The following is a 25000-nucleotide window of genomic DNA, read 5'->3' as shown; positions in this document are numbered from 1 at the left end:
CTGATATTGGCCCGCCGCACCCCTGGGGGCCACCCCGGCCCCGGGCTCTCAGGGTCGATTCGGGGGCCGACCCTGATGCCTCCACCCGTACGGACATGTGACGATCGGGGCATGCCAGCCGCCACGACCCGAGCCGCCAGCTCCCGCAACCCCGCTCCGGAGGAGCCGCCGCTGCGCAGGCTGTACCGCAGCGCCGACGGACGGCTGTTGGGCGGCGTCGCGCGCGGTCTCGCCGGGCATCTCGGGCTGCCCGTCGTCTGGGTGCGGTTCGTCTTCCTCGGCCTCTTCTTCGCGGACGGCCTCGGCGCGCTGCTCTACGCCGTGTTCTGGATCGTCGTCCCGCTCGGCGTCGGCGGCGTCGAGGCACCGCGCTCGGTCTTCGAGACCGCCCCGGACGGCAGCCGCCGGCTCCGCAAACCCGACCGGGGCCAGGTCTTCGCCCTGATCGCGCTGCTCTTCGGCGCCATGATCTTCGTCGGCAACGTCGACATGGGCAGCGGGGCCAACCGTTACATCTGGCCCACGCTGCTGATCGGCGCCGGTTCCGTACTGGTGTGGCGGCAGGCCGACAACGCCCGGCGCGCCCGCTGGATGGAGGTCGGCAGCCGCCGCCGGGTGCTGCACCTGGCCCGGGGGCTCGCCGGGGTCGCCCTGGTCGGCCTGGGCCTGGCCGTCTTCATGGTGGTACGCGGCTCCGCGGCCCAGCTCGGCAACGTCATGACCGCGGCCATCGCCGTCCTCACCGGCATCGCGCTGCTGGCCGGCCCCTACCTCGTCCGCATGACCCAGGACCTCTCCGAGGAACGCCTGATGCGCATCCGGGCCCAGGAGCGCGCCGAGGTGGCCGCCCACGTCCACGACTCGGTGCTGCACACCCTCACCCTGATCCAGCGCAACGCGGAGGACGCCGGCGAGGTCCGCAGGCTCGCCCGCGCCCAGGAACGCGAACTGCGCAACTGGCTGTACAACCCCGAGGGCACCGGCAAGGACGAGGACGACGAACCCGAGACCCTCGCCGAGGCGGTCAAGCGCGCCGCCGCCGAGGTCGAGGACAAGCACGGCGTCCCGCTGGAGGTGGTCGTCGTCGGCGACTGCCCGCTGGACGAGAAGCTGGCCGCACAGATGCAGGCCGCGCGCGAGGCGATGGTCAACGCCGCCAAGTACGGTGGCGAGGGCGGCGCCGTGCAGGTCTACGCGGAGGTCGAGGGCCGCACGGTCTTCGTCTCGGTGCGCGACCGGGGTCCGGGATTCGACCTGGACTCCGTACCGGGGGACAGAATGGGCGTACGAGAATCGATCATCGGCCGGATGCAGCGCAACGGCGGTACGGCGCGGCTGCGTTCGGTGCCCGGCGGGGGCACGGAAGTCGAGTTGGAGATGGAGAGGGCGAGCGATGACCAAGACCACTGAGGCGACCGGCGGCCCGGAGCGCCGGGTACGGGTCGTGCTCGTCGACGACCACCGGATGTTCCGCACCGGCGTCCAGGCCGAGATCGGCCGCACCGAGGAGACCGGCGTCGAGGTGGTCGGCGAGGCCGCCGACGTCGACCAGGCGGTAACCGTCATCACGGCGACCCGCCCCGAGGTCGTCCTGCTCGACGTGCACCTGCCCGGCGGCGGGGGCGTCGAGGTGCTGCGCCGCTGCGCCCCGCTGATGGGGGCGGTCGAGAACCCGGTGCGGTTCCTCGCGCTGTCCGTGTCGGACGCCGCCGAGGACGTCATCGGCGTCATCCGCGGCGGCGCCCGCGGCTATGTCACCAAGACCATCACCGGCGCCGACCTGGTCGACTCGGTCTTCCGGGTCCAGGACGGCGACGCGGTCTTCTCGCCCCGGCTGGCCGGCTTCGTCCTCGACGCCTTCGCCTCCACCGACGCGCCGCCGGTCGACGAGGACCTGGACCGCCTCACCCAGCGCGAGCGCGAGGTGCTGCGGCTGATCGCCCGTGGTTATGCCTACAAGGAGATCGCCAAGCAGCTCTTCATCTCGGTGAAGACCGTCGAGTCGCACGTCTCGGCGGTGCTGCGCAAGCTCCAGCTGTCCAACCGCCACGAGCTGACCCGGTGGGCGACGGCCCGACGGCTGGTCTGAGTACGCCGGCGGGCGGCGGCCGCGTCAGGCCGGTTCGAGCGAGATGTTCAGCTTCTCGCCGATCCTGCGGAAGCCGATGCCCGCGTAGATCCGCTCCACATCGGCGTCGCCCGGCTCCAGCCACACCACCCGGCAGCCGCGCTCGAAGGCGGTCGCGGTCAGATGGGCGGAGAGCGCGGCGCCGATGCCGCGGCGGCGGTAGGCGTCGGCCACGGCGAGACCGGCCAGTTCGGTGAGGCCGTCGACCGGGACGGAGCAGCCGCCCGCGCCCGCCGGTACGCCGTCGACCGTGGCGAGGGCGGCGACCCCGCCGTCCCGGGCCGCGGTGCGCAGCCAGTCCGCCACACCGGCCTCGGGTTCGCCGGTGCCGCCGTATCCGTGGTGCTGGACGAGTGCGGCGGCGGCCAGCTCCGTGTCGGTGGCCGGTTCGATGATCGTGAGGGAGTCCACCTGCTTCGGCGTCAGCAGGTCGTCCGGTGCGCAGGCCATGATCGGGGCCCGGTTCTCGACGGTGAACCCGGCGGCGAGCAGCGCGGGTTCGACCGCGGGCGCCGTGCCGGGCAGGAACTCCAGCCGGGGCAGCCGGTCGTGCTCGCGGAACGCCGCGATCAGTGCGTCGAGATCGGCGGGCGTCGGCTCGGCATCCCGGTCGGGTATGGCGTAATTGGCGTACTTGAGCGACCAGTTGGGGTTGTGGCGCACCGTGAACGGCCCGACCCGGAGGTGGTCCGGGGAGCGCTGGGCGAGCGTACGGGCGTGGTTCTGGACCTCGGCGTCCATGGGCATGTGGTGTGGTCCTCCGGCCGGTTGGGCGCCGGCGGGCGGGCCCGCCGGCAGAGACGGGAGCCTATGCCACCCGGGTGGCCCCGGCGAAGGGCATTTGGTCGATCGGCGCGATCCGGACCGGTGACCCGGTGCGCGGGGCGTGGATCATCTGCCCGTTGCCGATGTACAGCCCGACGTGACTGATGCCGGAGTAGAAGAACACCAGGTCGCCCGGGGCGAGTTCGGAGCGCGATACGCGCTGCCCGGCGTTGATCTGGGTGTACGTGGTCCGGGGGAGCGAGACACCGGCGGAGCGCCAGGCGGCCTGGGTGAGCCCGGAGCAGTCGAAGGAGGAGGGGCCGGTGGCGCCCCAGACGTACGGCTTGCCGAGCGCCCCGTACGCGAACGCGACGGCCTCGGCGGCGCGGGCGTTCGGCGCCCGGACGGGGCCGCGCGCTGCGGAGCGGTCGGCGCGGTCGGCGGACCCGTGGCCGGCGTTCTCGTAGGCGGTGCGCTCGGGCGGGGTGAGCCGGTCGAGCAGCCGCTGTGCCTCTGCCAGCTTGGTGGTGATCGTCGCCTTGTGCTTCTTCAGCTCGGCCCGGCGGGAGGTGAGCGTGGCCAGCTCCCCCTCGGCCTGCGAGCGCAGCGTGGCGATCTGGGCGACCTGCCGCCGGACCTTGGTGAGCGCGGCGGCCTGGCGGTCGCCGATGCGGTCCACGTACGACGCCCGTTCCAGGTACTGGTCGGGGTCGGAGGAGAGCGCCAGCTGCACGGAGGTGGAGAGGCCGCCGGCGCGGTATTGCGCCGCGGCGAACGAACCGAGTGCGTCGCGCGAGGCGTTGAGGCGATCGGTCCGGCGGGCGGCCTCGTCGCGCAGGGTGTCGAGGGCGTGCTCGGCGGCGGTCGCCTTCTCCTTCGCGCCGTTGTACTGCTCGGTGGCGACCTCCGCGTCGTGGTACAGCCGGTCCACCTCGGCCTTGACCTGGGCGGGGGTGCGCTGCGGGTCGGCGTGCGCCGGGCCGGGCAGGGCGGCGGCGGTGGCGGCCCCGGTGAGGGCGAGGGTCGCCGCGGTGCGGGCAGCAGGGCCGGTGTACAAGCGCTGCTTGGGTTTTCGATGCGCTGCCACGAGGGCGTGCGTCCTTCCTGACGACTGCCCGCCGGGGGATTACCGGCGGGCCCGCCACAACTCACGGCGGGGCGACCGGTGCACCGTCCGCGTACGGAGCGGAGGTGATCCGGTCGTCTGGTCAGCGACGCTAAACCCGGGGCAAGGGCAGGAGTCGTAATGACGCTTATTGTCCGAATTTGGCGCGGCGCTGTCGTCGAACGATCGGAAAAATTACGCCAGAGTCAGGCAATTAGTACAGATGCGAGTGAAGTGGCCAGGAAGTGGCGAAGGTGTACCTGCCCTCCGGGTGGTGATGTGGCCGGAGCTAGGCTGCGGCCTCATGGACGTACTCATTCATGTCTTCGTCGCCCTGCACATCATCGGTATCGCCTCCCTGCTGGGTGGTTTCCTGACCCAGATGAAGGCGATGGGCGCGGGCACGGCCCGGTTCGTCCCGGCGATGCTGCACGGCGCGCTGACCATGCTGGTCACCGGTGTCGCACTGGTCGGGCTCAACGAGGCCGACGGCAACCACGTCAACAACATCAAGATCGGCGTCAAGATGCTGGTCCTGATCGTCGTCCTCGCGCTCGTCTACATCAAGCGGGACGAGGAGAAGGTCGACAAGGGCGCCTTCGCGGCGGTGGGCGGGCTGACGCTCCTCAACATCTTCATCGCCACCCTCTGGGTCTGATCCCGCCCGCGCGGCGCCGCCCCGGCACCGGGGCGGCGCGGTGCGATTCGCTACGCGGGCCGCACGCTGCCGTAGATCGGCATGTAGTAGATCGACTCCTCGCGCACGTTCGCCCCGGGCTTCGGCGCGTGGATCATCATCCCGTCGCCCTTGTAGATGCCGACGTGGCTGATGTCGTCGTAGAAGAAGACGAGGTCCCCCGGCCGCAGGTCCGCCGTGGCGACCCGGGTGCCGATCTCGACCTGGTCCCACGTGGTGCGCGGGATGTCGACCCCCGCCGCCTTCCACGCGGCCTGGGTGAGCCCGGAGCAGTCGTACGACGCCGGGCCCGTCGCGCCCCAGACGTACGGCTTGCCGATCTGGGCCCTGGCGAAGGCGAGCACCTGCTCCGCCTTGGTGGTGGCGCCGCTGTCCGAGCCGGTTCCGGTGCCCGTCCCGGTACCGCTGCCGCTCCCCGACTCCTTCGCGGCCTCCTCGGCCTTGCGGTCCGCCTCGGCCTGCTGCTTCGCCAGCTCCTGGGCCTTGCGCTCGGCCTCCGCCTCCTTCTTGCGCTCGATCTCCGCGAGCCGCGCCTTCTCCTCGGCGGTGAGCTTCGACAGCAGCGTGCGCGCCTCGCCCAGCTTCGTCCGGACGTCCTGCTTGCTGGTGCGCAGCGTGGCCTGCGTCGTCGTCAGCGTCTCCAGGCTCCGCACCGCCTCGGCGCGCTTCTTGGCCGCCTTGGCCTGCTGCGCACGGAAGTCCGTGATCGCCTTCTGCTGCCGGCTGGTCATCCGGTCCATCAGCTGGCTCTGGTCGAAGTACGACTGCGGGTCGTCGGCCAGGAAGAACGTGGCGCTCGGCGCTATGGAACCGTTGCGGTACTGCGCGGCCGCGTAGGTGCCGAGCGTCCTGCGGGCGTCGTTGAGCTTGTCGGCGCGCTTCGCGACGTCGTCCAGCAGGGCGTCGACCTTGGCGCGCTGGGCGGCGGAGGCTTCCTTCGCCTGGTTGTACTGCTGGGTCGCGGTGCCCGCCTGCCGGTAGAGGTCGTCGACCTTCTTCTGGACGTCCTCGACACTGGGCTTCGGATCGGGCGCGGCCACCGCGCTCTGCGTGGAGAGCAGGGTCACGGACGCCAGGGCCGCCGTGGTGAGACCGATGGCCGGTGCGGAGGTGCGCACCCGGGTGCGCGGCTTGCGATGGGATGCCAAGGCCGGCATCTCCTTCCGTGGACCGCCTACCGGGTTAGCTGTCGGGTTCGGGCGGAACGGAAGGCTGCCCTACGGTCCGAGTGGGGGATAAGGACCGATTCACCCCGGTACTGCGTATGGGTCCCCGGTTCCGAACTCCCGTGGGGGCAGCCCGGATTCGGCGGAGGCGCCCGCTCGGCGTGGTTCGCCTCAAGGGGGTACGGGCCGCCCGGTCGAGCACGCTAGCCAACCCGTGGTGCTGCTGGGAAGGTTGATGTTCGATATGCCCGATACATTTTCGTGACCTTGCCGCGACGGGTGGCGGAGGTCCGGGATTCCTCACGTGGAGTGGGTGATCGGTCCCGCTGCGTGTCCGACGTGTGTCCGCCGTGCCGTGTGCGGTTGGTCATGCGGCCTCCGGGTGTCGGTGCGGCGGCCTAGACTCGACAAGCGATGAGCAGCCTCTTTGACGACAGCTTCCTGGCCGGCCTCCAGCACTCGGAGGAAGAGCCCCCGCCGCCCCCCGAGGACTCCGCACCCGAAGCGGTGCCGGAGGACCTCTTCGCGGGCGTGTTCGACGGGCCCCCGCCGCCCAGGGACGCCTACTACCGCGACGGCGCGCACCGCCCCGTCATCGACTCGGCGGCGCTCCTCGACGGGCTGAACACCGAGCAGCGCGCCGCCGTCGTCCACGCGGGCTCCCCGCTGCTCATCGTCGCCGGGGCCGGCTCGGGCAAGACCCGGGTGCTGACCCACCGGATCGCCCACCTCCTCGCGGAGCGCGGGGTGCACCCCGGCCAGATCCTGGCGATCACCTTCACCAACAAGGCCGCCGGCGAGATGAAGGAGCGCGTCGAGCAGCTCGTCGGACCGCGCGCCAACGCGATGTGGGTCATGACCTTCCACAGCGCGTGCGTACGCATCCTGCGCCGCGAGTCGAAGCGGCTCGGCTTCACGTCGTCGTTCTCGATCTACGACGCCGCCGACTCCAAGCGGCTGATGGCCCTGGTCTGCCGCGATCTCGACCTGGACCCGAAGCGCTTCCCGCCGAAGTCGTTCACCGCCAAGGTCTCCAACCTGAAGAACGAGCTGATCGACGAGGAGACCTTCGCCGGCCAGGCCGCGGACGGCTTCGAGAAGACCCTCGCCCAGGCCTACGCGATGTACCAGTCCCGGCTGCGCGAGGCCAACGCGCTCGACTTCGACGACATCATCATGACGACGGTCCACCTGCTCCAGGCGTTCCCGGACGTCGCCGAGCACTACCGCCGCCGCTTCCGGCACGTCCTGGTCGACGAGTACCAGGACACCAACCACGCCCAGTACACCCTCGTACGCGAGCTGGTCGGCCCGGCGGGCGAGGGCGACGCCCCGGCCGAGCTGTGCGTCGTGGGTGACGCGGACCAGTCGATCTACGCCTTCCGCGGCGCGACCATCCGCAACATCCTCCAGTTCGAGGAGGACTACCCGAACGCGACGACGATCCTCCTGGAGCAGAACTACCGCTCCACGCAGACGATCCTGTCCGCCGCCAACGCGGTCATCGAGCGCAACGAGAGCCGCCGCCCCAAGAACCTCTGGACCAACGCCGGCACGGGCGCCCGGATCACCGGCTACGTCGCCGACACCGAGCACGACGAGGCGCAGTTCGTCGCCGACGAGATCGACCGGCTCACCGACGCCGGCGACGCCAAGGCCGGTGACGTCGCGATCTTCTACCGTACGAACGCGCAGTCCCGCGTCTTCGAAGAGATCTTCATCCGCGTCGGCCTGCCCTACAAGGTCGTCGGCGGCGTGCGCTTCTACGAGCGCAAGGAGGTCCGGGACATCCTGGCCTACCTGCGCGTCCTCGCCAATCCGGAGGACACCGTCCCGCTGCGCCGCATCCTCAACGTGCCCAAGCGCGGCATCGGCGAGCGCGCCGAGGCCATGATCGACGCGCTGTCGATGCGCGAGAAGATCACCTTCCCGCAGGCGCTGCGCCGGGTCGACGAGGCGTACGGCATGGCGGCCCGGTCGGCCAACGCCGTCAAGCGGTTCAACACGCTGATGGAGGAGTTGCGCACGATCGTCGAGTCGGGCGCGGGCCCCGCGGTGGTCCTGGAGGCCGTCCTGGAGCGCACGGGCTATCTCGCCGAGCTCCAGGCGTCCACCGACCCGCAGGACGAGACCCGGATCGAGAACCTTCAGGAACTGGCCGCCGTGGCGCTCGAATTCGAGCAGGAGCGCGGAGCGGCCGGCGAGGAGGGCGCGGACACGGCCGCCGGTGCGGGCACAGCCCCCGGCACGGGCACGCTCGCCGAGTTCCTGGAGAAGGTCGCGCTCGTCGCCGACTCCGACCAGATCCCCGACGAGGACGAGGACGGCTCCGGCGTCATCACGCTGATGACGCTGCACACCGCGAAGGGCCTCGAATTCCCGGTCGTCTTCCTGACCGGCATGGAGGACGGCGTCTTCCCGCACATGCGGGCGCTGGGACAGGTGAAGGAGCTGGAGGAGGAGCGGCGCCTCGCCTACGTCGGCATCACCCGGGCCCGCGAGCGGCTCTACCTGACCCGGGCCGCCATGCGCAGCGCGTGGGGGCAGCCCTCGTACAACCCGCCGTCGCGGTTCCTGGAGGAGATCCCGGACCAGCACCTGGAGTGGAAGCGGACCGGGCCGATGGCGGCACCGGCCGGACCGACGTCGGGGATCACCTCGTCGCTGTCCTCGTCGCGTTCGCGCTCCGGGCCCTCGGGCTTCGCGACCCGGCGTACCTCCGACAAGCCGACGGTCACGCTGGCCGTCGGGGACCGGGTCACGCACGACCAGTTCGGGCTCGGCACGGTCACGGCGGTCGAGGGCATCGGTGACCAGGCGAAGGCCACGGTCGACTTCGGCGACGAACGGCCGAAGAAGCTGCTGCTGCGGTACGCGCCGGTCGAGAAGCTGTAGACGGGGCGAGCGAGTAGAGCGGACGGGCGGGGGTTGCGGCCCCCGCCCCGCCGGGTTCAGGTCTCAGGTCGGGTTGACGCCGTGGCTGCGGAGCCAGGGCAGCGGGTCCACTGCCGCTCCGCCACCGGGGCGCACCTCGAAGTGCAGGTGCGGGCCGGTCGAGTTCCCGGTGTCGCCCGAGTACGCGATGACGTCACCGGCCTTGACCGGGCCCGAGCGGATCTTGGTGGCGCTGAGGTGGCAGTACCAGGTCTCGGTCCCGTCGGCCATGGTGACGATGGCCATGTTCCCGTAGGCGCTGTTCAGCTGGGTGCGCACGGTGCCGTCCGTCGCGGCCATCACGGGCGTGCCCTGCAGGACGGGGAAGTCGATGCCCGTGTGCACGGACATCCAGTTGACGCCCGCCTGGCCGAAGTACGCGCTGAGGCCGTGCCGCTTGACCGGCATGACGAACTTGGGGCGCAGGGCCTCCTTGCGGGCGGCCTCTTCCTCGCGCTTCTTCTTCTCGGCGGCCTGCCGCTCCCGCAGGTCGATGCGCTCCTGGGTGCGGCTGGCGCGGTCGGCGAAGTTCTCCGCGTCGGCGCTGAGGTTGGCGAGCTGGGTGTCCAGCTTGTTGTTGGCGGCGACCGGCTTGACGGAGTCGGGGTCGGCCGCCGCCATCGTGGTGTTGTCGTCCTTCTTGTCCTCGCCGCCCAGCCCGGCGACCGAGGCCGCGGCGATTCCGGCCACGCTCATCACGCAGGCGGAGGGGATGGCGACGGTCAGGAGCGCGGAACGCTTCGCGGGGGAACGCCGCCGGCTGCGGCCGGCGCCGCCGCCGCGGGTTGCGGAGCGGCCGACGGAGCGGCGCGGTTCGGGCACGGCCTCCGCGACGTCCGTGATGGCCGCGACGCTGATGGTGGCCGCGTCATGGACATCGTCCGCTGCGATGTCGTCCTTGTCGGCCGCGATGCCCGCGTCAGTCGTGCTGTCTGCGGCAGTGGCGGCGGCGTAGGGCGCGTACGGGTCGTAGAGGTCGTAGGAGCCCGGGTCGGCGTAGGTCTCGCGGGTTCCGAGCGCCTCATGTGCCGAATGTGCCGACTGCGCCTCGTAGGACACCTGTGCGGTTTCCGTGGTTTGCGCGATTTGCTGCTCGTGCTCGGGCGTGGCGCCGGTGTTCCAGGCGGTGGCGTCGTACACGCCGGAGTCGTAGACGGCCGTTTCGCCCGTGGACCACGGGTCGTTCGTCTGCCAGCCGCTGGTGTCCCACTGGGCCGTGGCGTCCGGGGCGCCGCCCTGTGCCGGGATCCCGGCGAACGTGGCGGTGTCGGTCGCGGTGGCCGTCTCCGTGCCGTAGTCGGCCGCGGGCGTCCAGGTGGCCGTGGTGTCGTACGTCGGCCCCGCCTCGTACTGCTGCTGGGACTGTGCGGGGTACGCGGTGTAGGCCTCGTACGAGGTGGTCGGGTGTGCGCCCGTGTCCCACTGCGTGGAGTCGTACTGGCCGCTGTACCCGGATTGTCCGGCACCGTAGCCGCTGCCGTACGTGCCGTCGTGGCCGCCGGGGAGCGAGCCGAAGAGCGGATCGCTGTCGAAGCTGCCGGTCGCATCACTGTCGTATCCGGCGTACCCGGCGTGGGGGTGCTGGTCGTTCACCAACTTCTCTCTCGCCTCGGCAGCAGGACCTGTGCTCTGGAGTCCGGCAGGGGGATCCCAGGGGAAGCAGTGGCCGCGACTGTACCCGGCGGTACGTGACGCCGACAATCTTCGGCGGGCATGGGCGGCTCAGGAAACGGGCAATCGGCCGTCTTTCGACGGACTGTGCACACAGCCTTGGCCTTTTGTTCGAAACCCGTTCTATTTGTGGGGTCTCTGCCGGCTCCGCGGGCCCGTCCGGCCCCGCCGGTTCACGCGGCTCCTATGGTTCCGGTGGCCTCGGCCGTCGGCTCGCGGGATTCCAGGGCCTGCCGGACGGCGGCGGCGACGGCCGGGTGCACCGGCAGCGCGAGATGGCCGATCCCGGTGACGCGTACGTTCCGCGCGTCCAGATCCGGATGGTCGATGCAGGCCGCCTCGGCCGGGACGATCACCCGGTCGAGCTCGCTCCAGAAGCTCACGAACCGGGTGCGGCAGCCGGGCGCGGGTCTGCGCAGCTCCTCGATCGGCGTGGAGCCCGTGCGCATCTGCCGCACGATGGGATGGGCGCTCGCCAGGGGGGCGACGGCCGTGCCCCCGTGCGGCGTGCCGAGGGTGATCAGCGTACGGACCCGCTGGTCACCGCCGAGTCGCTGTACGTAGTAGCGGGCGATCAGGCCGCCCAGGCTGTGCCCGACGATGTCGACCTCGCGGTGTCCGGTGCGGGCGCAGATCTCCTCGACATGCCGCCCGAGCAGCTCGGCCGCCGTCCGGATGTCGCAGGTCAGCGGTGAGTAGTTGAGTGATTCCAGGTGGCGCCAGCCGTGCCGGGCGAGGCAGCGGCGCAGCAGGACGAAGACCGAACGGTTGTCGATGAAGCCGTGCAGCAGGACGACCGGGGGGTGCTCGTCGCCCTCGGAGGGGAGGACGGAGGCCCCGGCCGGGGCGGGTGCGCTGGGGGGTGCGGCGGCTTCGGGAGGTGCGGTGGCGCCGGGTGGTGTGGTCTGCGGCCCGGCGGGGCGGGGTGCGGCTCGCCGTTCACCCGGGATGCCGGTGGGATAGATGAGTACATGCCCGGCGAGAACCGCCAGCTCCAGTGCGGTGGCCTTCAGCAGCGCGGCTGACAGCTGGACGGTGGGGAGCGGACACGGTCGGCGCAGCAGCGGGGGGAGAAAAGGCAGGTCCTTCATGGCCGACCTCCTGCTTCGGCAGGCGGGGGAGGCGGCTCCGGCCCCGGATGCCCTCTCATGGGGCGCCGTCACGAAGGCGCGGTCGTCCGGTCGGCCGGATCGCTGGACCGGCCGGGCCGGCCGTACCACCGTGCCGCGCGGCTGACGGCGCGGTGGTACGGCGACCTCGTAGCGGCTCCCCTGGCGGCCGGCCCCGCACGGCAGGTCTGCCGCGTGACTACGGGAACGGCGCCCGGTGAACATGTCCCACGTGTGATTTCCCCCTCCCCGTCCACCGCGAAACGGCGGCTTGCGGGATGCTGTAGATAACGTTCGTTCACATCCCCGGCCCTTCAGGCACGGGAGACGCATGTGGAGGCAGTGATGGGTGTGACCGGTCCGATCCGTGTGGTGGTGGCGAAGCCGGGCCTGGACGGCCATGATCGCGGGGCCAAGGTGATCGCGAGGGCGCTGCGCGATGCGGGCATGGAGGTCATCTACACCGGGCTCCACCAGACGCCCGAGCAGATCGTGGACACCGCGATCCAGGAGGATGCCGACGCGATCGGCCTCTCGATCCTCTCCGGTGCGCACAACACTCTCTTCGCCAAGGTGATCGAGCTGTTGAAGGAGCGCGAGGCGGAGGACATCAAGGTCTTCGGCGGCGGCATCATCCCGGAGGCGGACATCGCACCGCTGAAGGACCAGGGCGTCGCGGAGATCTTCACCCCGGGTGCCACGACGACGTCGATCGTCGACTGGGTCAACGCGAACGTCCGCCACCCCGCGGAAGCCTGACCCCCGTCGGTCCCGGGCGTCGCTCTCGGGCCTGCCCTCCGTCCCGGCCCGTCGCGTTCCCGTGTCGCGTCGCGGGGGAGGGGCGGGCCCCGTCCGGCCCGTTCTGCCGTCGGCCCCGTCAGGCCGGGGTCAGCTCCGAGTCCATCGCCGCGCGCAGCCGCAAAGTGGAGACCAGCCGTTGGAAGGCCTCGGACCAGTAGCCGTTCGCGCCCGGTGAGGCGTTCTCCGGTTCGTCCGGGGTGGTGGTGAGGACCTCCAGGCGGTCCGCCTCGGCCGGGTTCAGGCAGCGTTCGGCGAGGCCCATCACGCCGCTGAAGCTCCAGGGGTAGCTGCCCGCGTCCCGGGCGATGTCCAGGGCGTCGACGACCGCGCGGCCCAGCGGCTCGGCCCAGGGTGTCGGGCAGACCCCCAGGAGCTGGAAGGCCTCCGACAGCCCGTGCGCGGCTATGAAGTCGGCCACCCAGCCGGCCCGTTCGGCCGCGGGGAGTATGCCGAGGAGCTTCGACCGTTCGGCGAGCGATGTCGTGCCGGGGCCGTTCGACGGAGGTGCGGAGGGGGCGCCGAGCAGCGCGCGGGCCCACTCGGGATCCCGCTGCCGCACCGTCGCCCGGCACCATGCCGCGTGCAGTTCCTCGGCCCAGCCGTCCGCGACGGGCAGGCCGACGACCTCCCGGGCGGAGCGGCCGGCGAACCGCGCCGGCCAGGTGGCGAGCGGGGTCGCCTCCACCAACTGGCCGAGCCACCACGACCGTTCCCCCCGCCCGGAAGGCGGCGCCGCCACCACGCCGTCACGCTCCATCGCGGCGTCGCATTCGTGCGGTGCCTCCACGGCGATCGAGGCCTCGTCGCCGGTGAGGTCCGGGCTCACGCAGGACAGCGCACGGGCCGCCATCCGGCCGGCGAACGCCGACTCCGGCAGTGCGGAGAGCAGTTCGGCGGCTGTCGAGCGGACATTGCGGCTTCGGTCGGAGAGTGCCTGTTCCAGGAAGGGCTCGTCGACCGCGGACAGTCCGGTGCGCAGTGAGTCCAGGAACATCAGCCGGTCCTCGGCCCGCTCGGTGGCCCAGGTGGTCGCGAGCAGTGCGAGCGCCGCCGAGGGATCGTGTGCACGAACAGCGCCGAGCAGGGCGACCCGCTCGGCGAACAGCCCCTCCTCCCACAGCCGGGTGACCGCTTCCGGCTCCGTCGGGTCGGGCAGTGACGAGCCGCCGGACGAACCGCGCAGCGCGAACTTCCACTCGGGGTTCAGCCCGGCCAGCCAGAGTCCGCGCGGCCCGGCGAAGGCCAGGGCCTGCGGCCGCAGGTCCGTCCGGGCCCTGGCCGCGTCGAGCAGGGCGGGGAGCAGCGCGGCCGGGGCCCGGAAGCCCCGCTGGTTGGCGGTGGCCAGCCACTGCGGGATCAGCTCCGTGAGATCGGGTGCCGTACCGCGACGGCCGCCCGAGCCGCCCGATGCCGACCGGTCCGCCAGCAGTTGGGCGAGCCTGCGCCGGGCGGCCGGGGGCAGCGGCGGCCGCGGGTCGACGGGCGCCGGTGCGGGCCGGGTGGAGGGGGCGGCGGGCAGCAGACCCGCCCTGCGCCGCACGGTGTGGAGCGCTGCCGCGTCCAGCAGCCCGGCAGGGCCGCCGTCTCCCGCCGCCGGGCGGCGGTCGGTGCCGAGCAGCGCCGTGGTGACGAGCTCTTCCCACGGTGCGGGTGTGATGGTGCGAGGCATCGGTCCCTCTTGCATTGATCCCCCTGCGGGTTTCGAGTCCATCGTCAGATGAGCGGCACGGTCCCGGACGCCGCGTCGGCACGACCGATCCCGGAATCGGCTCCGGTTCCGCTTCCGGTTCGGGTTCCGGTTCCGGCTCCCGTACCGTCGTAGGACCCGTCGGAGCCGCTGCATCTGTCCGACCCGTCGGACCCGTCCGACCAGGCCGCGAACGGGTCGAAGCCGCGATGGCCGCATTCGCCGAAGACCGTGACCGGAGAGCCGCCGGAGAGCGCGACGAGCTTCCACAGTCCGGGCCGGGACAGCGCCGCCGGGGCGATGGGCAGAGCCGCATCGCCCGCCGCGTCCACAAGTTGCCAGCCGTCCCCGGACGGCACGGGTATGACGTCGCGCAAGGTCACCGGCCAGGCGTCCAGCCAGGGGTCCTCACGCAGGGCGTCTCCGTACGCGCGCGTCGCGGCCGCTGCCGTGTCGCCCGGTGGCGGTGTGCCGGTCGGCGACGGCACACCGAACTGCCGGCCCAGCTCCGCCCGCAGCCGGCCGGAACCCGGATGGTGTGTCAGCTCGGCGTCGATCGTGACGCCCACCGGCAGTGCCAGGCCGGGGGAGCGCCCGGCCGCTCCGAAGGAGAGCAGCAGTGCCGTGCGGCCCGTCTCCTTCCCGTACAGCCAGATACGGCGGGCGACGATCTTGCCGTCCGGGATGTCGTACTGGGCGAGGACCAGCCAGTGGTCGCGGACCGGCGGGCCCTCGGCGGGGGCCGTCAGCCCCACCCGGGTACGGACCGTGGCCGCCAGCGGCTCCGGCAGCCGGTCGATCCCCAGCCAGGCGCTGTCCAGCAGATGCAGCAGCGCGCACTCCTCCAACAGCCGGGCCGGCCAGCCCGGACCGGATGCCGGTATGGAGCCCAGCTCCCGCACCCGGGCCGCCAGTCCGGGCGCCTGGGCGTCGACCATGCGGGCCGCCGTCTCCTCCCAGAGCCCGTACCCCGGCTGATCGGCCGCCGCCAGCCCCCCGCGCAGCAGATCGGTCAGCCGCTCCTCCAGCTCCTGCGCACCGCCGGTGATCCGCTCGGCCCGGCGCTCGGCCCGCCGCCGGGCGGCCTCCGGGTCCGCCGGGCCCCTGGGCGGGGCGCCATCCGCCGCCGTACGCTGCTCCGCCTTCTCGGCCGACCGTTCACGGCGGCCCGTCAGCCACTCTCCGGCCCAGTCCGGCACCTCGCCCTCGGGCAGGGCCGACTCGCCCGACGCCCAGACCAGCAGCAGGCCCAGCGCGTGCTTGCACGGGAACTTCCGGCTGGGGCAACTGCACTTGTACGCGGGGCCGGCGGTGTCGATCACTGTCAGATACGGCTTGCTCCCGCTCCCCTTGCACTGCCCCCACACCGCACCCGAGCCGTCGCACCCGCCGCCCGACCACGGACCGGCCGCACCGAGCTTGCTCCCGGCCTTGCGTGACGCGTCGTCAGGAGCAAGGGCCAGTACCTGCTCCACCGTCCAGCGCGCCACCGGACCGGCGGTGCGCAAGGGTTCTCCCCCGTGAGATAGCAGCATGGGAACGACGGTAGAGCGCCCCACTGACAATCACCCTGACCTGCTGATTCGTCGTCACGCACGCATCTTGACTTTACTCGCCCTTTGCGATTCGCTGCGATTGACCGAGCCATGGATCCGGGGGGCCAACCGATGAGCCACACCGTTCGCAACACCCGCAACACCCGCAGCGTCCGTAACCTTCGCTCCGTCCGGGCCGCCGCCTGCGCGGCCGTCGTGCTCGGCCTCGGCCTGGGCCTGGCCGGCTGCTACGGGACGGCCGACCAGGTGGACAAGGCCGTGGACGAGGTGGTGGACGAGACGTTCGAGGTCACCTACGAGGTCACCGGCACGGGCGTCGACGAGATCCAGTTCCACGGCGGCGGGGGCAAGGCGATGGAGCCGAAGATCGAGACGGTCAAGTCGCCCACCCTGCCCTGGCGGAAGACCGTCACACTGCGCGGGATCATGCCGCCCGCGGTCATGCCGATCGCCGTCGACGCGAACGGGGCCGACATCTCCTGCTCGATCACGCACAAGGGCAAGGTGATCAAGGAGGCGAAGGGGGAGGGCATGCTCACCGCGGGCGGCTGCGTGGCCGTCTCACCGGTGGCCGGCTGAACCGTCGGCCCGCAACTCTTCGCCCGTAGCCGGGAAATCGGCCCTGACCTGCGGTCGGGGCCGATTGTCAGTGCCATGGTGCACGGTGGGAACCACATCGGGTCGACCGATCCGGAGGGGGATCCATGACCGTGTCCGAAACCACTGCCGCCGTCGACGTACAGGCTCTGCGACCGCATGCCGAGGACGCCTTCGCCCATGAGCTGAAGGCCCTCGCCGCGGCCGACGACCGCCCGCGACCCGCCCGTTGGAACCTTTCCCCGTGGGCCGTCGCCACCTACCTGCTCGGTGGCACCCTGCCGGACGGCACCGTGATCACACCGAAGTACGTGGGCCCGCGCCGCCTCGTCGAGGTCGCCGTGACCACGCTCGCCACCGACCGGGCCCTGCTGCTCCTCGGCGTTCCGGGCACCGCCAAGACCTGGGTCTCGGAGCACCTCGCGGCCGCCGTCAGCGGCGATTCGACACTGCTCGTCCAGGGCACGGCGGGCACCCCGGAAGAAGCGGTCCGCTACGGGTGGAACTACGCGCAGCTGCTCGCGCACGGGCCCAGCCGCGACGCCCTGGTGCCGAGCCCGCTCATGCGCGCCATGTCCGACGGCATGACGGCGCGGATCGAGGAACTCACCCGCATCCCCGCCGATGTGCAGGACTCGCTCATCACGATCCTTTCGGAGAAGACGCTCCCCGTCCCCGAGCTGGGACAGGAGGTCCAGGCGGTCCGCGGTTTCAATGTCATCGCCACCGCCAACGACCGCGACCGGGGCGTCAACGAACTGTCCAGCGCGCTGCGCCGCCGGTTCAACACCGTCGTGCTCCCGCTGCCCGCCACCCCGGACGCCGAGGTCGACATCGTGTCCCGGCGCGTCGACCAGATAGGGCGCTCGCTCGACCTCCCGGCCGCACCGGACGGCATGACCGAGATCCGGCGCGTCGTCACGGTCTTCCGTGAACTGCGCGACGGAGTCACCACCGACGGCCGCACCAAGCTCAAGTCCCCCTCGGGGACGCTGTCGACGGCCGAGGCGATCTCCGTCGTCACCAACGGCCTGGCGCTGGCCGCGCACTTCGGCGACGGGATGCTGCGCCCCGGCGATGTGGCGGCGGGCATCCTCGGCGCGGTCGTCCGTGATCCCGCTGCCGACCGCGTGGTCTGGCAGGAGTATCTGGAGACCGTGGTCCGGGAGCGGGACGGGTGGAAGGACTTCTACCGCGCCTGCCGCGAGGTGTCTGCATGACCGGCGCCGGGCGCTCTGCGGGGCCACTGCTGCTGGGGGTGCGGCACCACGGGCCGGGCTCGGCCAGGGCCGTCCGCGCGGCGCTGGACGCCGCCCGCCCGCGGGCCGTGCTCGTCGAAGGGCCCCCGGAGGCCGACGCACTGCTGCCGCTGGCCGCCGACGAACGGATGCGGCCGCCGGTCGCGCTGCTCGCCCATGCCGTCGACGACCCGGGACAGGCGGCCTTCTGGCCGCTGGCCGCGTTCTCGCCCGAGTGGATCGCGATCCGCTGGGCCCTTGAGCACGGCGTTCCGCTCCGGTTCATCGACCTGCCCGCGGCGAACTCCCTGGCCATGGCGCAGGCCGCGGAGAACGAAGCGGACGAGAACGCCGAGCACGCACCCGATGCCGATGCCGATGGCCGGGCCGCCGCGCCGGCCCCGATCGACCCCATCGGTGTGCTCGCCGAGGCGGCGGGCTACGACGACCCGGAGCGCTGGTGGGAGGACGTCGTCGAACACCGCGCCCAGGACGGCGAAGCCGTCGACCCGCTGGCGCCGTTCGCCGCCCTCGCCGAGGCGATGACCGCACTGCGCGAGGTGTACGGGGACGGCGGCCACCCCCGGGACGCCGTCCGCGAGGCGCACATGCGCATCCAACTGCGCAAGGCGCGCAAGGAGTTCGGCGACGGTGTCGCGGTCGTCTGCGGTGCCTGGCACGTACCCGCGCTCGGTACGGGGACCACGCTCACCGCCGACCGCGCCCTGCTCAAGGGGCTGCCCAAGGTCAAGGCCGAGCTGACCTGGGTGCCCTGGTCGCACCGGCGGCTGGCCCGCCACAGCGGCTACGGCGCGGGCATCGACTCGCCCGGCTGGTACGGACACCTCTTCGACGCCCCGGACCGCCCGATCGAGCGGTGGATGACCAAGGTCGCCGGACTCATGCGCGACGAGGACCGGTTCGTGTCGTCGGCCCATGTCATCGAGGCCGTGCGGCTCGCCGAGACCCTGGCCGCCATGCGCGGGCGCCCGCTCGCCGGACTGAGCGAGACGACCGACGCGGTCCGCGCCGTGATGTGCGAGGGCTCCGATGTGCCGCTCGCGCTCGTCCAGGACCGGCTGATCGTCGGCGAGACCCTCGGCGAAGTGCCGGACACCGCCCCCGCCGTGCCCCTGCAGCGCGACCTCGCCCGCCTGCAGCGCACGCTGAGGCTCAAACCGGAGGCGCAGGAGCGGGAGCTGGAGCTCGACCTGCGCAAGGACAACGACGCGGCCCGCAGCAGACTCCTGCACCGGCTGCGTGTTCTCGCCGTCGGCTGGGGCGAGCCCGCCGCCGGCCGGTCGAGCACCGGCACCTTCCGGGAGAGCTGGCGGCTGCGCTGGGAGCCCGAGCTGTACGTACAGGTCGCGGAGGCCGGTACCTGGGGCACCACCGTGCTCTCCGCGGCCACCGCCAAGGCCGGGGCGCAGGCGGCCTCGGCGACCGCGCTCGCCGAGGTCACGGCGCTCGCCGAGCAGTGCCTCCTGGCCGAACTGCCCGACGCGCTCCCCGTCGTGATGCGGGCCCTCGCCGACCGCGCCGCGCTCGACACGGACGTCGGCCGTCTCGCCGACGCGCTGCCCGCGCTGGCCCGCACCCTGCGCTACGGCGATGTGCGGTCCACGGACACCGCGGCACTCGCCGAGGTCGCGGCCGGGCTCGCCGAGCGGATCTGCGTCGCACTGCCGGCCGCCTGCACCGGGCTCGACGCCGACGGAGCCGCCGAACTGCGCGGCCGGGTGGACGGAGTCCACACCGCGATCGGCCTGCTCACCGGGGCCGCACCGGCCGACGCCGGTACGGGCGCGGAGGGACTGCGCGAACGCTGGACGGCCGTACTGCACAAGCTCGCCGCCCGGGACAGGGTCGCCGGAGTCGTCCGGGGGCGCGCGACCCGCCTGCTGCTCGACGACGGACGGCTCGGGCAGGACGGCGCGGCACGGCTGATGGGGCTGGCCCTCTCGCCCGGCACACCCCCGGCCGACGCCGCGGAGTGGATCGAGGGATTCGTCGGAGGAGCCGCCGGCGGAGGCATGCTGCTCGTCCACGACGAGCGGCTGCTCGGCCTGGTCGACGCCTGGCTCACCGGGGTGCCAGCCGACCGGTTCGCCGATGTGCTGCCACTGCTGCGCCGCACGTTCTCGGCGTACGAAGCGGGCGTACGGCGCACCCTGGGCGAGCTCGTGCGGCGAGGCCCGGCCGCCGGAGGACCGCCGGCCACCGGTACCGGCACGGGCGGCGCGACGGCACCCGGATTCGGCCCGAGGCTGGACGAGGAGCGGGCGGACGCGGTCGAGCCGGTGCTGCGCCTGCTGCTCGGACTGCACAACGATCCGGGTCCGGACGGCGAGGCCCGGTCCGGGCGGGCCGCGAACGCCGAGGAACCGCTGGGGGCAACGGGATGACCACGACCACGACCACGACCACGGGCGAGGCCACGGCCGGCACCACACCGGCCCCGCCGCACCCGGTCGGCCCGCCGCACCCGGCCGGCCCGCCGCACCCGGCCGGCACGGCGCACCCGCCGCACGCGTCGCGCACGCCGCAGTCCGGCCCGGCGAACGACGAGCGGCTGCGCAGGTGGCGGCTGGTCCTGGGCGGGGACAGCGCCGAGAGCACCGGCTGCACCCTCACCGGGCGCGACGCCGCGATGGACGGCGCACTGACCGCGCTCTACGGCGACGGAGGCAAGCAGGGTGGCCGGGGCAGGAACAGCCGCACGGCCGGACTCGGGGCCTCCGCCCCCTCCGTGGCCCGCTGGCTCGGCGACATCCGTACGTACTTCCCGAGCTCCGTCGTCCAGGTCATGCAGCGCGACGCGATCGACCGGCTCGGTCTCTCCGCACTGCTCCTCGAACCGGAGATGCTGGAGGCGGTCGAGGCCGACGTCCATCTCGTGGGCACGCTCCTCTCGCTCAACAAGGCCATGCCCGAGACGACGAAGGAGACCGCGAGAGCGGTCGTGCGCAAGGTCGTCGAGGATCTGGAGAAGCGGCTCGCCGCCCGCACCCGGGCCACGCTCACCGGCGCACTGGACCGCTCGGCCAGGATCGACCGGCCCCGTCACCACGACATCGACTGGGACCGCACCATCCGGGCCAACCTCAAGAACTACCTACCCGAGTACGGCACCGTCGTCCCCGAGCGGCTCATCGGCTACGGGCGGGCCGCCCGGTCCGTGAAGAAGGACGTCATCCTCTGCATCGACCAGTCGGGGTCGATGGCCGCCTCCGTCGTCCACGCCTCCGTCTTCGGCGCGGTGCTCGCCTCCATGCGCACCCTGCGGACGAGGCTCGTCGTCTTCGACACGGCGGTGGTCGACCTCACCGACCAGCTCGACGACCCCGTCGACGTGCTCTTCGGCACCCAGCTCGGCGGCGGCACCGACATCAACCGCGCGCTCGCCTACTGCCAGTCGAGGATCACCCGCCCGGCCGAGACCGTGGTCGTGCTCATCAGCGACCTCTACGAGGGAGGCATACGCAACGAGATGCTGAAGCGGGTCGCCGCGATGAAGGCCTCCGGCGTGCAGTTCGTGGCGCTGCTCGCGCTGTCCGACGAGGGCGCGCCCGCCTACGACCGCGACCACGCGGCGGCGCTCGGGGCCCTGGGCGCACCGGCCTTCGCGTGCACCCCGGACCTCTTCCCGGAGGTGATGGCGGCGGCCGTCGAGAAGCGTCCGCTTCCCGTGCCGGACAAGGAGACCCACCGGTGACACGGTGCCGTGCGGTCCACTCACACACGGCCACCGGCGTGATCTGTGACCGTAATCACCGCTCAGGTGCGATCTCTGATTTAGGGTCCTGCGGACCACGGGGATAACCTGCGAGATGGACATGCCGCGTACCCGGGGTCACCGTGTGCGCCTTCCTGGTGACAGAACAGTCACGTTGCCCCTCGCGGCACGCCCACGCAGAAAACCAACCGCGAGACCATTGATTAAGGGACGGACGCGCGTGGACCTGTTCGAGTACCAGGCGAGGGACCTCTTCGCCAAGCACGGTGTACCGGTGCTGGCCGGTGAAGTCATCGACACGCCTGAGGCAGCCCGCGAGGCGACCGAGCGGCTGGGCGGCAAGTCTGTCGTCAAGGCGCAGGTGAAGGTCGGTGGCCGCGGCAAGGCCGGTGGCGTCAAGCTGGCCGCCACCCCCGACGAGGCGGTCGCCCGCGCGACCGACATCCTCGGCATGGACATCAAGGGCCACACGGTCCACAAGGTGATGATCGCCGAGACCGCGCCGGAGATCCTTGAGGAGTACTACGTCTCGTACCTCCTCGACCGCACCAACCGCACCTTCCTGGCCATGGCCTCGGTGCAGGGCGGCATGGACATCGAGGAGGTCGCGGAGAAGACCCCCGAGGCCCTCGCGAAGGTCCCGGTCAACGCCGTCGACGGCGTCACGATCGAGAAGGCCCGCGAGATCGTCGCCCAGGCGAAGTTCCCGGCCGAGGTCGCCGAGAAGGTCGCCGAGGTCCTGGTGACGCTGTGGGACACCTTCGTCGCCGAGGACGCGCTCCTCGTCGAGGTGAACCCGCTCGCCAAGGTCGCCTCCGGCGACATCATCGCGCTGGACGGCAAGGTGTCTCTCGACGAGAACGCCGACTTCCGTCAGCCCGACCACGAGGCCCTCGAGGACAAGGCCGCAGCCAACCCGCTCGAGGCTGCCGCCAAGGCCAAGAACCTCAACTACGTCAAGCTCGACGGCGAGGTCGGCATCATCGGCAACGGCGCCGGTCTGGTCATGTCGACCCTGGACGTCGTCGCGTACGCCGGTGAGAACCACGGCAACGTGAAGCCCGCCAACTTCCTCGACATCGGTGGCGGCGCCTCCGCCGAGGTCATGGCGAACGGCCTGGAGATCATCCTCGGCGACCCGGACGTCAAGTCCGTCTTCGTCAACGTCTTCGGTGGCATCACCGCCTGCGACGAGGTCGCCAACGGCATCGTCCAGGCGCTCGCGCTGCTCAAGTCCAAGGGCGAGGAAGTCACCAAGCCGCTGGTCGTGCGCCTCGACGGCAACAACGCGGAGCTGGGTCGCAAGATCCTCTCCGACGCCAACCACCCGCTGGTCCAGCGCGTGGACACCATGGACGGCGCGGCCGACAAGGCCGCCGAGCTCGCCGCGGCTGCGAAGTAAGGAAGAGGGACTCAGACCACCATGGCTATCTTCCTCACCAAGGACAGCAAGGTCATCGTCCAGGGCATGACCGGTGCCACGGGCATGAAGCACACCAAGCTCATGCTCGGTGACGGCACCAACATCGTCGGCGGCGTGAACCCGCGCAAGGCCGGCACCTCCGTCGACTTCGACGGCACCGAGGTACCGGTCTTCGGCTCCGTCGCCGAGGCGATGGAGAAGACCGGCGCGAACGTGTCCGTCCTCTTCGTACCGCCGGCCTTCGCCAAGGCCGCCGTCGTCGAGGCGATCGACGCCGAGATCCCCCTCGCGGTCGTCATCACCGAGGGCATCGCCGTCCACGACTCGGCCGCCTTCTGGGCGTACGCGAGCTCGAAGGGCAACAAGACCCGGATCATCGGCCCGAACTGCCCCGGCCTGATCACCCCCGGCCAGTCCAACGCCGGCATCATCCCGGGCGACATCACCAAGCCCGGCCGCATCGGTCTCGTGTCCAAGTCCGGCACGCTGACCTACCAGATGATGTACGAGCTCCGTGACATCGGCTTCTCCTCCGCCGTCGGCATCGGTGGCGACCCGGTCATCGGTACGACGCACATCGACGCCCTCGCGGCGTTCGAGGCCGACCCCGAGACCGACCTGATCGTGATGATCGGCGAGATCGGCGGCGACGCCGAGGAGCGTGCGGCCGACTTCATCAAGGCCAACGTCACCAAGCCGGTCGTCGGTTACGTCGCGGGCTTCACCGCCCCCGAGGGCAAGACCATGGGCCACGCCGGCGCCATCGTCTCCGGCTCCTCCGGCACCGCCCAGGCGAAGAAGGAGGCCCTCGAGGCCGCCGGCGTCAAGGTCGGCAAGACGCCGACCGAGACCGCCAAGCTGGCTCGCGAGATCCTCGGCGCCTGATCGCTTCACCGCGTCGGAGCAGTACCGCAGGACAGCAGCATCGCGTCACCGCACAGACGGCGCGGGTCCGTACCCGATCAAGGGGTACGGACCCGCGCCGTTTCGTGTCTCCTCCGCTCCGCGTCCCCGGGGCTCCTCCGCGCCCCGGAGGGGGTCAGCCCACCCGGGGGACCAGCCGGGCCGGGCCCCGCACGAGCTCGCCGTGGAGCTGCTTCCGCAGCTTCAGGTCCTGCGGCGTCAGCTTCTGCGGACCGCCGCGCGGCGGCACCCCGCCGACCTGCTGGGCGGGTGACTCCGGAGTCTCGTACCGGGTCGGGGCCGTACCCAGCGTGAACAGCGTCAGCCCGATGATCAGCACCGTGAACGAGATGGCCGCCCGGGTCCACAGCTGGGCCTTGCGCTCGCTGTCCGTGCGGATCGTGGCGGACGGGGGCAGCGAGCCGGAGGGCTGGGCCAGGGCGAGCGCGCCGAGCCGCTCGTGCAGCAGCGCCGACTGCTCGGCCGGCGACGAGCCCGCCGCCAGCTCGGGCAGCCGCTCGGCCACCGCGGCGCGGGCGTTCATCAGCCTGCCCGCCGCCGCCGGGGTGCTCGCCTCCGTCTCCGCCGCCGTCTCCGGCAGGTCCAGGCCGACACCGTCGTAGAGCAGCAGGGTGCGGCGGTACGACGGCGGCAGCTTCAGCAGCGCGTCGAGCAGGGCCCGCGGACCGGGTTCGGCCTGCGGCGGGTCGAGCCGGCGGTGGGCGCGGCGCAGCCGGTGCCACGGCGACATGGCGTACTCGTACGCGGCGGCCCGCACCCAGCCGGCCGGGTCCCGGTCCACCGCGACCTCGGGCCAGCGCTCCCAGGCCAGCGCGAAGGCCCGTGCGACGGACTCCCGGGAGAGGTTCCGGCACCCGGTCAGCAGAAACGTCTGGCGGAACAGGGCGTCGGCGGCGTGCGCGTACAAGGCATCGAAGGCCTCGTCGGGGGAGAGGCCGCCGCGGGCCGTCCCGGCTTGGGCCGGTCCGGCGGTTTCGGCCGCGGGAGCCGGTTCGGGCATCACGGATGTGTTGGGCGGATCAGGGGTGGTGCCGGGCTCGGTCGGGGCCATGTCGGTGCTCCCGGTGGCTTCGACGGGGGTCGGCGGACGCGACGGCGGCTTCGTGGACGTCACCGGCTTCGACAGCCTCGCGACCGTCTTCGGTGCCGCCGGGCGGGCCGCACGTTTGACCGCGGCCTTCGGCCGGGTGTTCGGGGCGCCCGGTTTGGTCCGGGCGCTCGGCGGGGTGGCCTGCGGACTCGGCCGGCCACCGCTTATCAGCCTGGCGTACGCCTCGCGTTTCCGCCCCCGGGGCGTGGTGCGGCCGGTCTCCCAGGACCGGACCGTGGCGGGGGTGACGCCCATCGCCGCTGCGACCTGCTCTTCACTCAGTGACTTCGCCTCGCGCAGTCTGCGTCGTTCCTTGGGGGAGGGAAGTGGATGCGCGGAGGCCGAATCGGCCGAGCTCTCTGTCATGTAGGAC

Annotated in this window: 19 protein-coding genes and 1 riboswitch; of the genes, 11 read left to right on the top strand and 8 right to left on the bottom strand. The window is 72.1% G+C overall.

What is annotated here, in order from left to right:
- The first annotated feature begins 111 nt into the window (after window positions 1–111).
- Window positions 112–1410: an ATP-binding protein gene (locus tag OG842_RS15605; protein ID WP_266730285.1), complete on the top strand. Its 1299-nt coding sequence runs from the start codon at window positions 112–114 to the stop codon at window positions 1408–1410.
- Window positions 1394–2089, top strand: coding sequence for a LuxR C-terminal-related transcriptional regulator (locus tag OG842_RS15600; protein ID WP_266689074.1), 696 nt, complete (start codon window positions 1394–1396; stop codon window positions 2087–2089). The genes OG842_RS15605 and OG842_RS15600 overlap by 17 nt, the downstream gene beginning before the upstream one ends.
- Window positions 2090–2113: 24 nt before the next feature.
- Here the strand turns inward: OG842_RS15600 and OG842_RS15595 are convergent, their stop codons facing one another.
- Together OG842_RS15595 and OG842_RS15590 are read right to left on the bottom strand one after the other, a co-directional pair.
- Window positions 2114–2875 carry a GNAT family N-acetyltransferase gene (locus OG842_RS15595; RefSeq protein WP_328512274.1) on the bottom strand — a complete coding sequence of 254 codons (762 nt, stop codon included), beginning with the start codon at window positions 2873–2875 and terminating at the stop codon, window positions 2114–2116.
- 61 nt (window positions 2876–2936) lie between these two features.
- Window positions 2937–3980, bottom strand: a complete 1044-nt coding sequence (locus tag OG842_RS15590; protein WP_266730283.1) for a C40 family peptidase — start codon at window positions 3978–3980, stop codon at window positions 2937–2939.
- A 322-nt stretch (window positions 3981–4302) separates the two neighbouring features.
- Between OG842_RS15590 and OG842_RS15585 the strand changes: the two genes are divergently transcribed.
- Window positions 4303–4656, top strand: coding sequence for a hypothetical protein (locus OG842_RS15585; protein WP_266730282.1), 354 nt, complete (start codon window positions 4303–4305; stop codon window positions 4654–4656).
- A gap of 50 nt (window positions 4657–4706) precedes the next feature.
- Here the strand turns inward: OG842_RS15585 and OG842_RS15580 are convergent, their stop codons facing one another.
- The gene (locus OG842_RS15580; protein WP_328512273.1) at window positions 4707–5852 is read right to left on the bottom strand and encodes a C40 family peptidase; all 1146 of its coding nucleotides are present in this window, start codon (window positions 5850–5852) and stop codon (window positions 4707–4709) included.
- A riboswitch (cyclic di-AMP (ydaO/yuaA leader) is annotated at window positions 5851–6016 on the bottom strand. Its footprint overlaps the gene before it by 2 nt.
- A gap of 259 nt (window positions 6017–6275) precedes the next feature.
- On the opposite strand from OG842_RS15580, the gene pcrA reads away from it, so the two are divergent.
- Window positions 6276–8756, top strand: coding sequence for a DNA helicase PcrA (gene pcrA, locus OG842_RS15575; protein WP_266730278.1), 2481 nt, complete (start codon window positions 6276–6278; stop codon window positions 8754–8756).
- A gap of 63 nt (window positions 8757–8819) precedes the next feature.
- On the opposite strand, the gene OG842_RS15570 is transcribed toward pcrA, so the two are convergent.
- Window positions 8820–10388: a M23 family metallopeptidase gene (locus tag OG842_RS15570; protein ID WP_328512272.1), complete on the bottom strand. Its 1569-nt coding sequence runs from the start codon at window positions 10386–10388 to the stop codon at window positions 8820–8822.
- A 251-nt stretch (window positions 10389–10639) separates the two neighbouring features.
- A complete protein-coding gene (locus OG842_RS15565; protein ID WP_328512271.1) occupies window positions 10640–11557 on the bottom strand; it encodes an esterase/lipase family protein in 918 nt (305 codons plus the stop codon).
- 363 nt (window positions 11558–11920) lie between these two features.
- Here OG842_RS15565 and OG842_RS15560 point away from each other — a divergent pair, with 363 nt between their 5' ends.
- Entirely contained in the window at window positions 11921–12334 is a 414-nt protein-coding gene (locus OG842_RS15560; protein ID WP_124716864.1) for a cobalamin B12-binding domain-containing protein, read from the top strand.
- 118 nt (window positions 12335–12452) lie between these two features.
- Here the strand turns inward: OG842_RS15560 and OG842_RS15555 are convergent, their stop codons facing one another.
- Together OG842_RS15555 and OG842_RS15550 are read right to left on the bottom strand one after the other, a co-directional pair.
- On the bottom strand, window positions 12453–14045 hold the full coding sequence (locus tag OG842_RS15555) for a DUF5691 domain-containing protein (RefSeq protein WP_328512270.1): 1593 nt from the start codon (window positions 14043–14045) through the stop codon (window positions 12453–12455).
- 44 nt (window positions 14046–14089) lie between these two features.
- Window positions 14090–15598, bottom strand: coding sequence for an SWIM zinc finger family protein (locus OG842_RS15550; protein WP_328512269.1), 1509 nt, complete (start codon window positions 15596–15598; stop codon window positions 14090–14092).
- Between the two features lie 132 nt (window positions 15599–15730).
- Between OG842_RS15550 and OG842_RS15545 the strand changes: the two genes are divergently transcribed.
- The 6 genes from OG842_RS15545 to sucD all read left to right on the top strand — a co-directional run bounded on the left by OG842_RS15545 (window position 15731) and on the right by sucD (window position 23498).
- Window positions 15731–16198 carry an MmpS family transport accessory protein gene (locus OG842_RS15545; protein WP_328512268.1) on the top strand — a complete coding sequence of 156 codons (468 nt, stop codon included), beginning with the start codon at window positions 15731–15733 and terminating at the stop codon, window positions 16196–16198.
- A 125-nt stretch (window positions 16199–16323) separates the two neighbouring features.
- Window positions 16324–17436 carry an ATP-binding protein gene (locus OG842_RS15540; protein WP_266730268.1) on the top strand — a complete coding sequence of 371 codons (1113 nt, stop codon included), beginning with the start codon at window positions 16324–16326 and terminating at the stop codon, window positions 17434–17436.
- Complete coding sequence (locus OG842_RS15535; protein ID WP_328512267.1) at window positions 17433–19859, top strand: DUF5682 family protein; 2427 nt, start codon at window positions 17433–17435, stop codon at window positions 19857–19859. The genes OG842_RS15540 and OG842_RS15535 overlap by 4 nt, the downstream gene beginning before the upstream one ends.
- The gene (locus OG842_RS15530; RefSeq protein WP_328512266.1) at window positions 19856–21169 is read left to right on the top strand and encodes a VWA domain-containing protein; all 1314 of its coding nucleotides are present in this window, start codon (window positions 19856–19858) and stop codon (window positions 21167–21169) included. Before OG842_RS15535 ends, OG842_RS15530 begins: the two co-directional genes overlap by 4 nt.
- Before the next feature lie 241 nt (window positions 21170–21410).
- The gene (gene sucC / locus OG842_RS15525) at window positions 21411–22592 is read left to right on the top strand and encodes an ADP-forming succinate--CoA ligase subunit beta (RefSeq protein WP_266730262.1); all 1182 of its coding nucleotides are present in this window, start codon (window positions 21411–21413) and stop codon (window positions 22590–22592) included.
- A 21-nt stretch (window positions 22593–22613) separates the two neighbouring features.
- On the top strand, window positions 22614–23498 hold the full coding sequence (sucD, locus tag OG842_RS15520) for a succinate--CoA ligase subunit alpha (protein ID WP_266730260.1): 885 nt from the start codon (window positions 22614–22616) through the stop codon (window positions 23496–23498).
- 154 nt (window positions 23499–23652) lie between these two features.
- Here the strand turns inward: sucD and OG842_RS15515 are convergent, their stop codons facing one another.
- The gene (locus OG842_RS15515; protein WP_328512265.1) at window positions 23653–24993 is read right to left on the bottom strand and encodes a helix-turn-helix domain-containing protein; all 1341 of its coding nucleotides are present in this window, start codon (window positions 24991–24993) and stop codon (window positions 23653–23655) included.
- Between the last annotated feature and the right edge of the window lie 7 nt (window positions 24994–25000).

Source organism: Streptomyces sp. NBC_00376 (assembly GCF_036077095.1).
Classification (GTDB): domain Bacteria; phylum Actinomycetota; class Actinomycetes; order Streptomycetales; family Streptomycetaceae; genus Streptomyces.
This window is presented reverse-complemented; position numbering and strand designations above follow the sequence as displayed.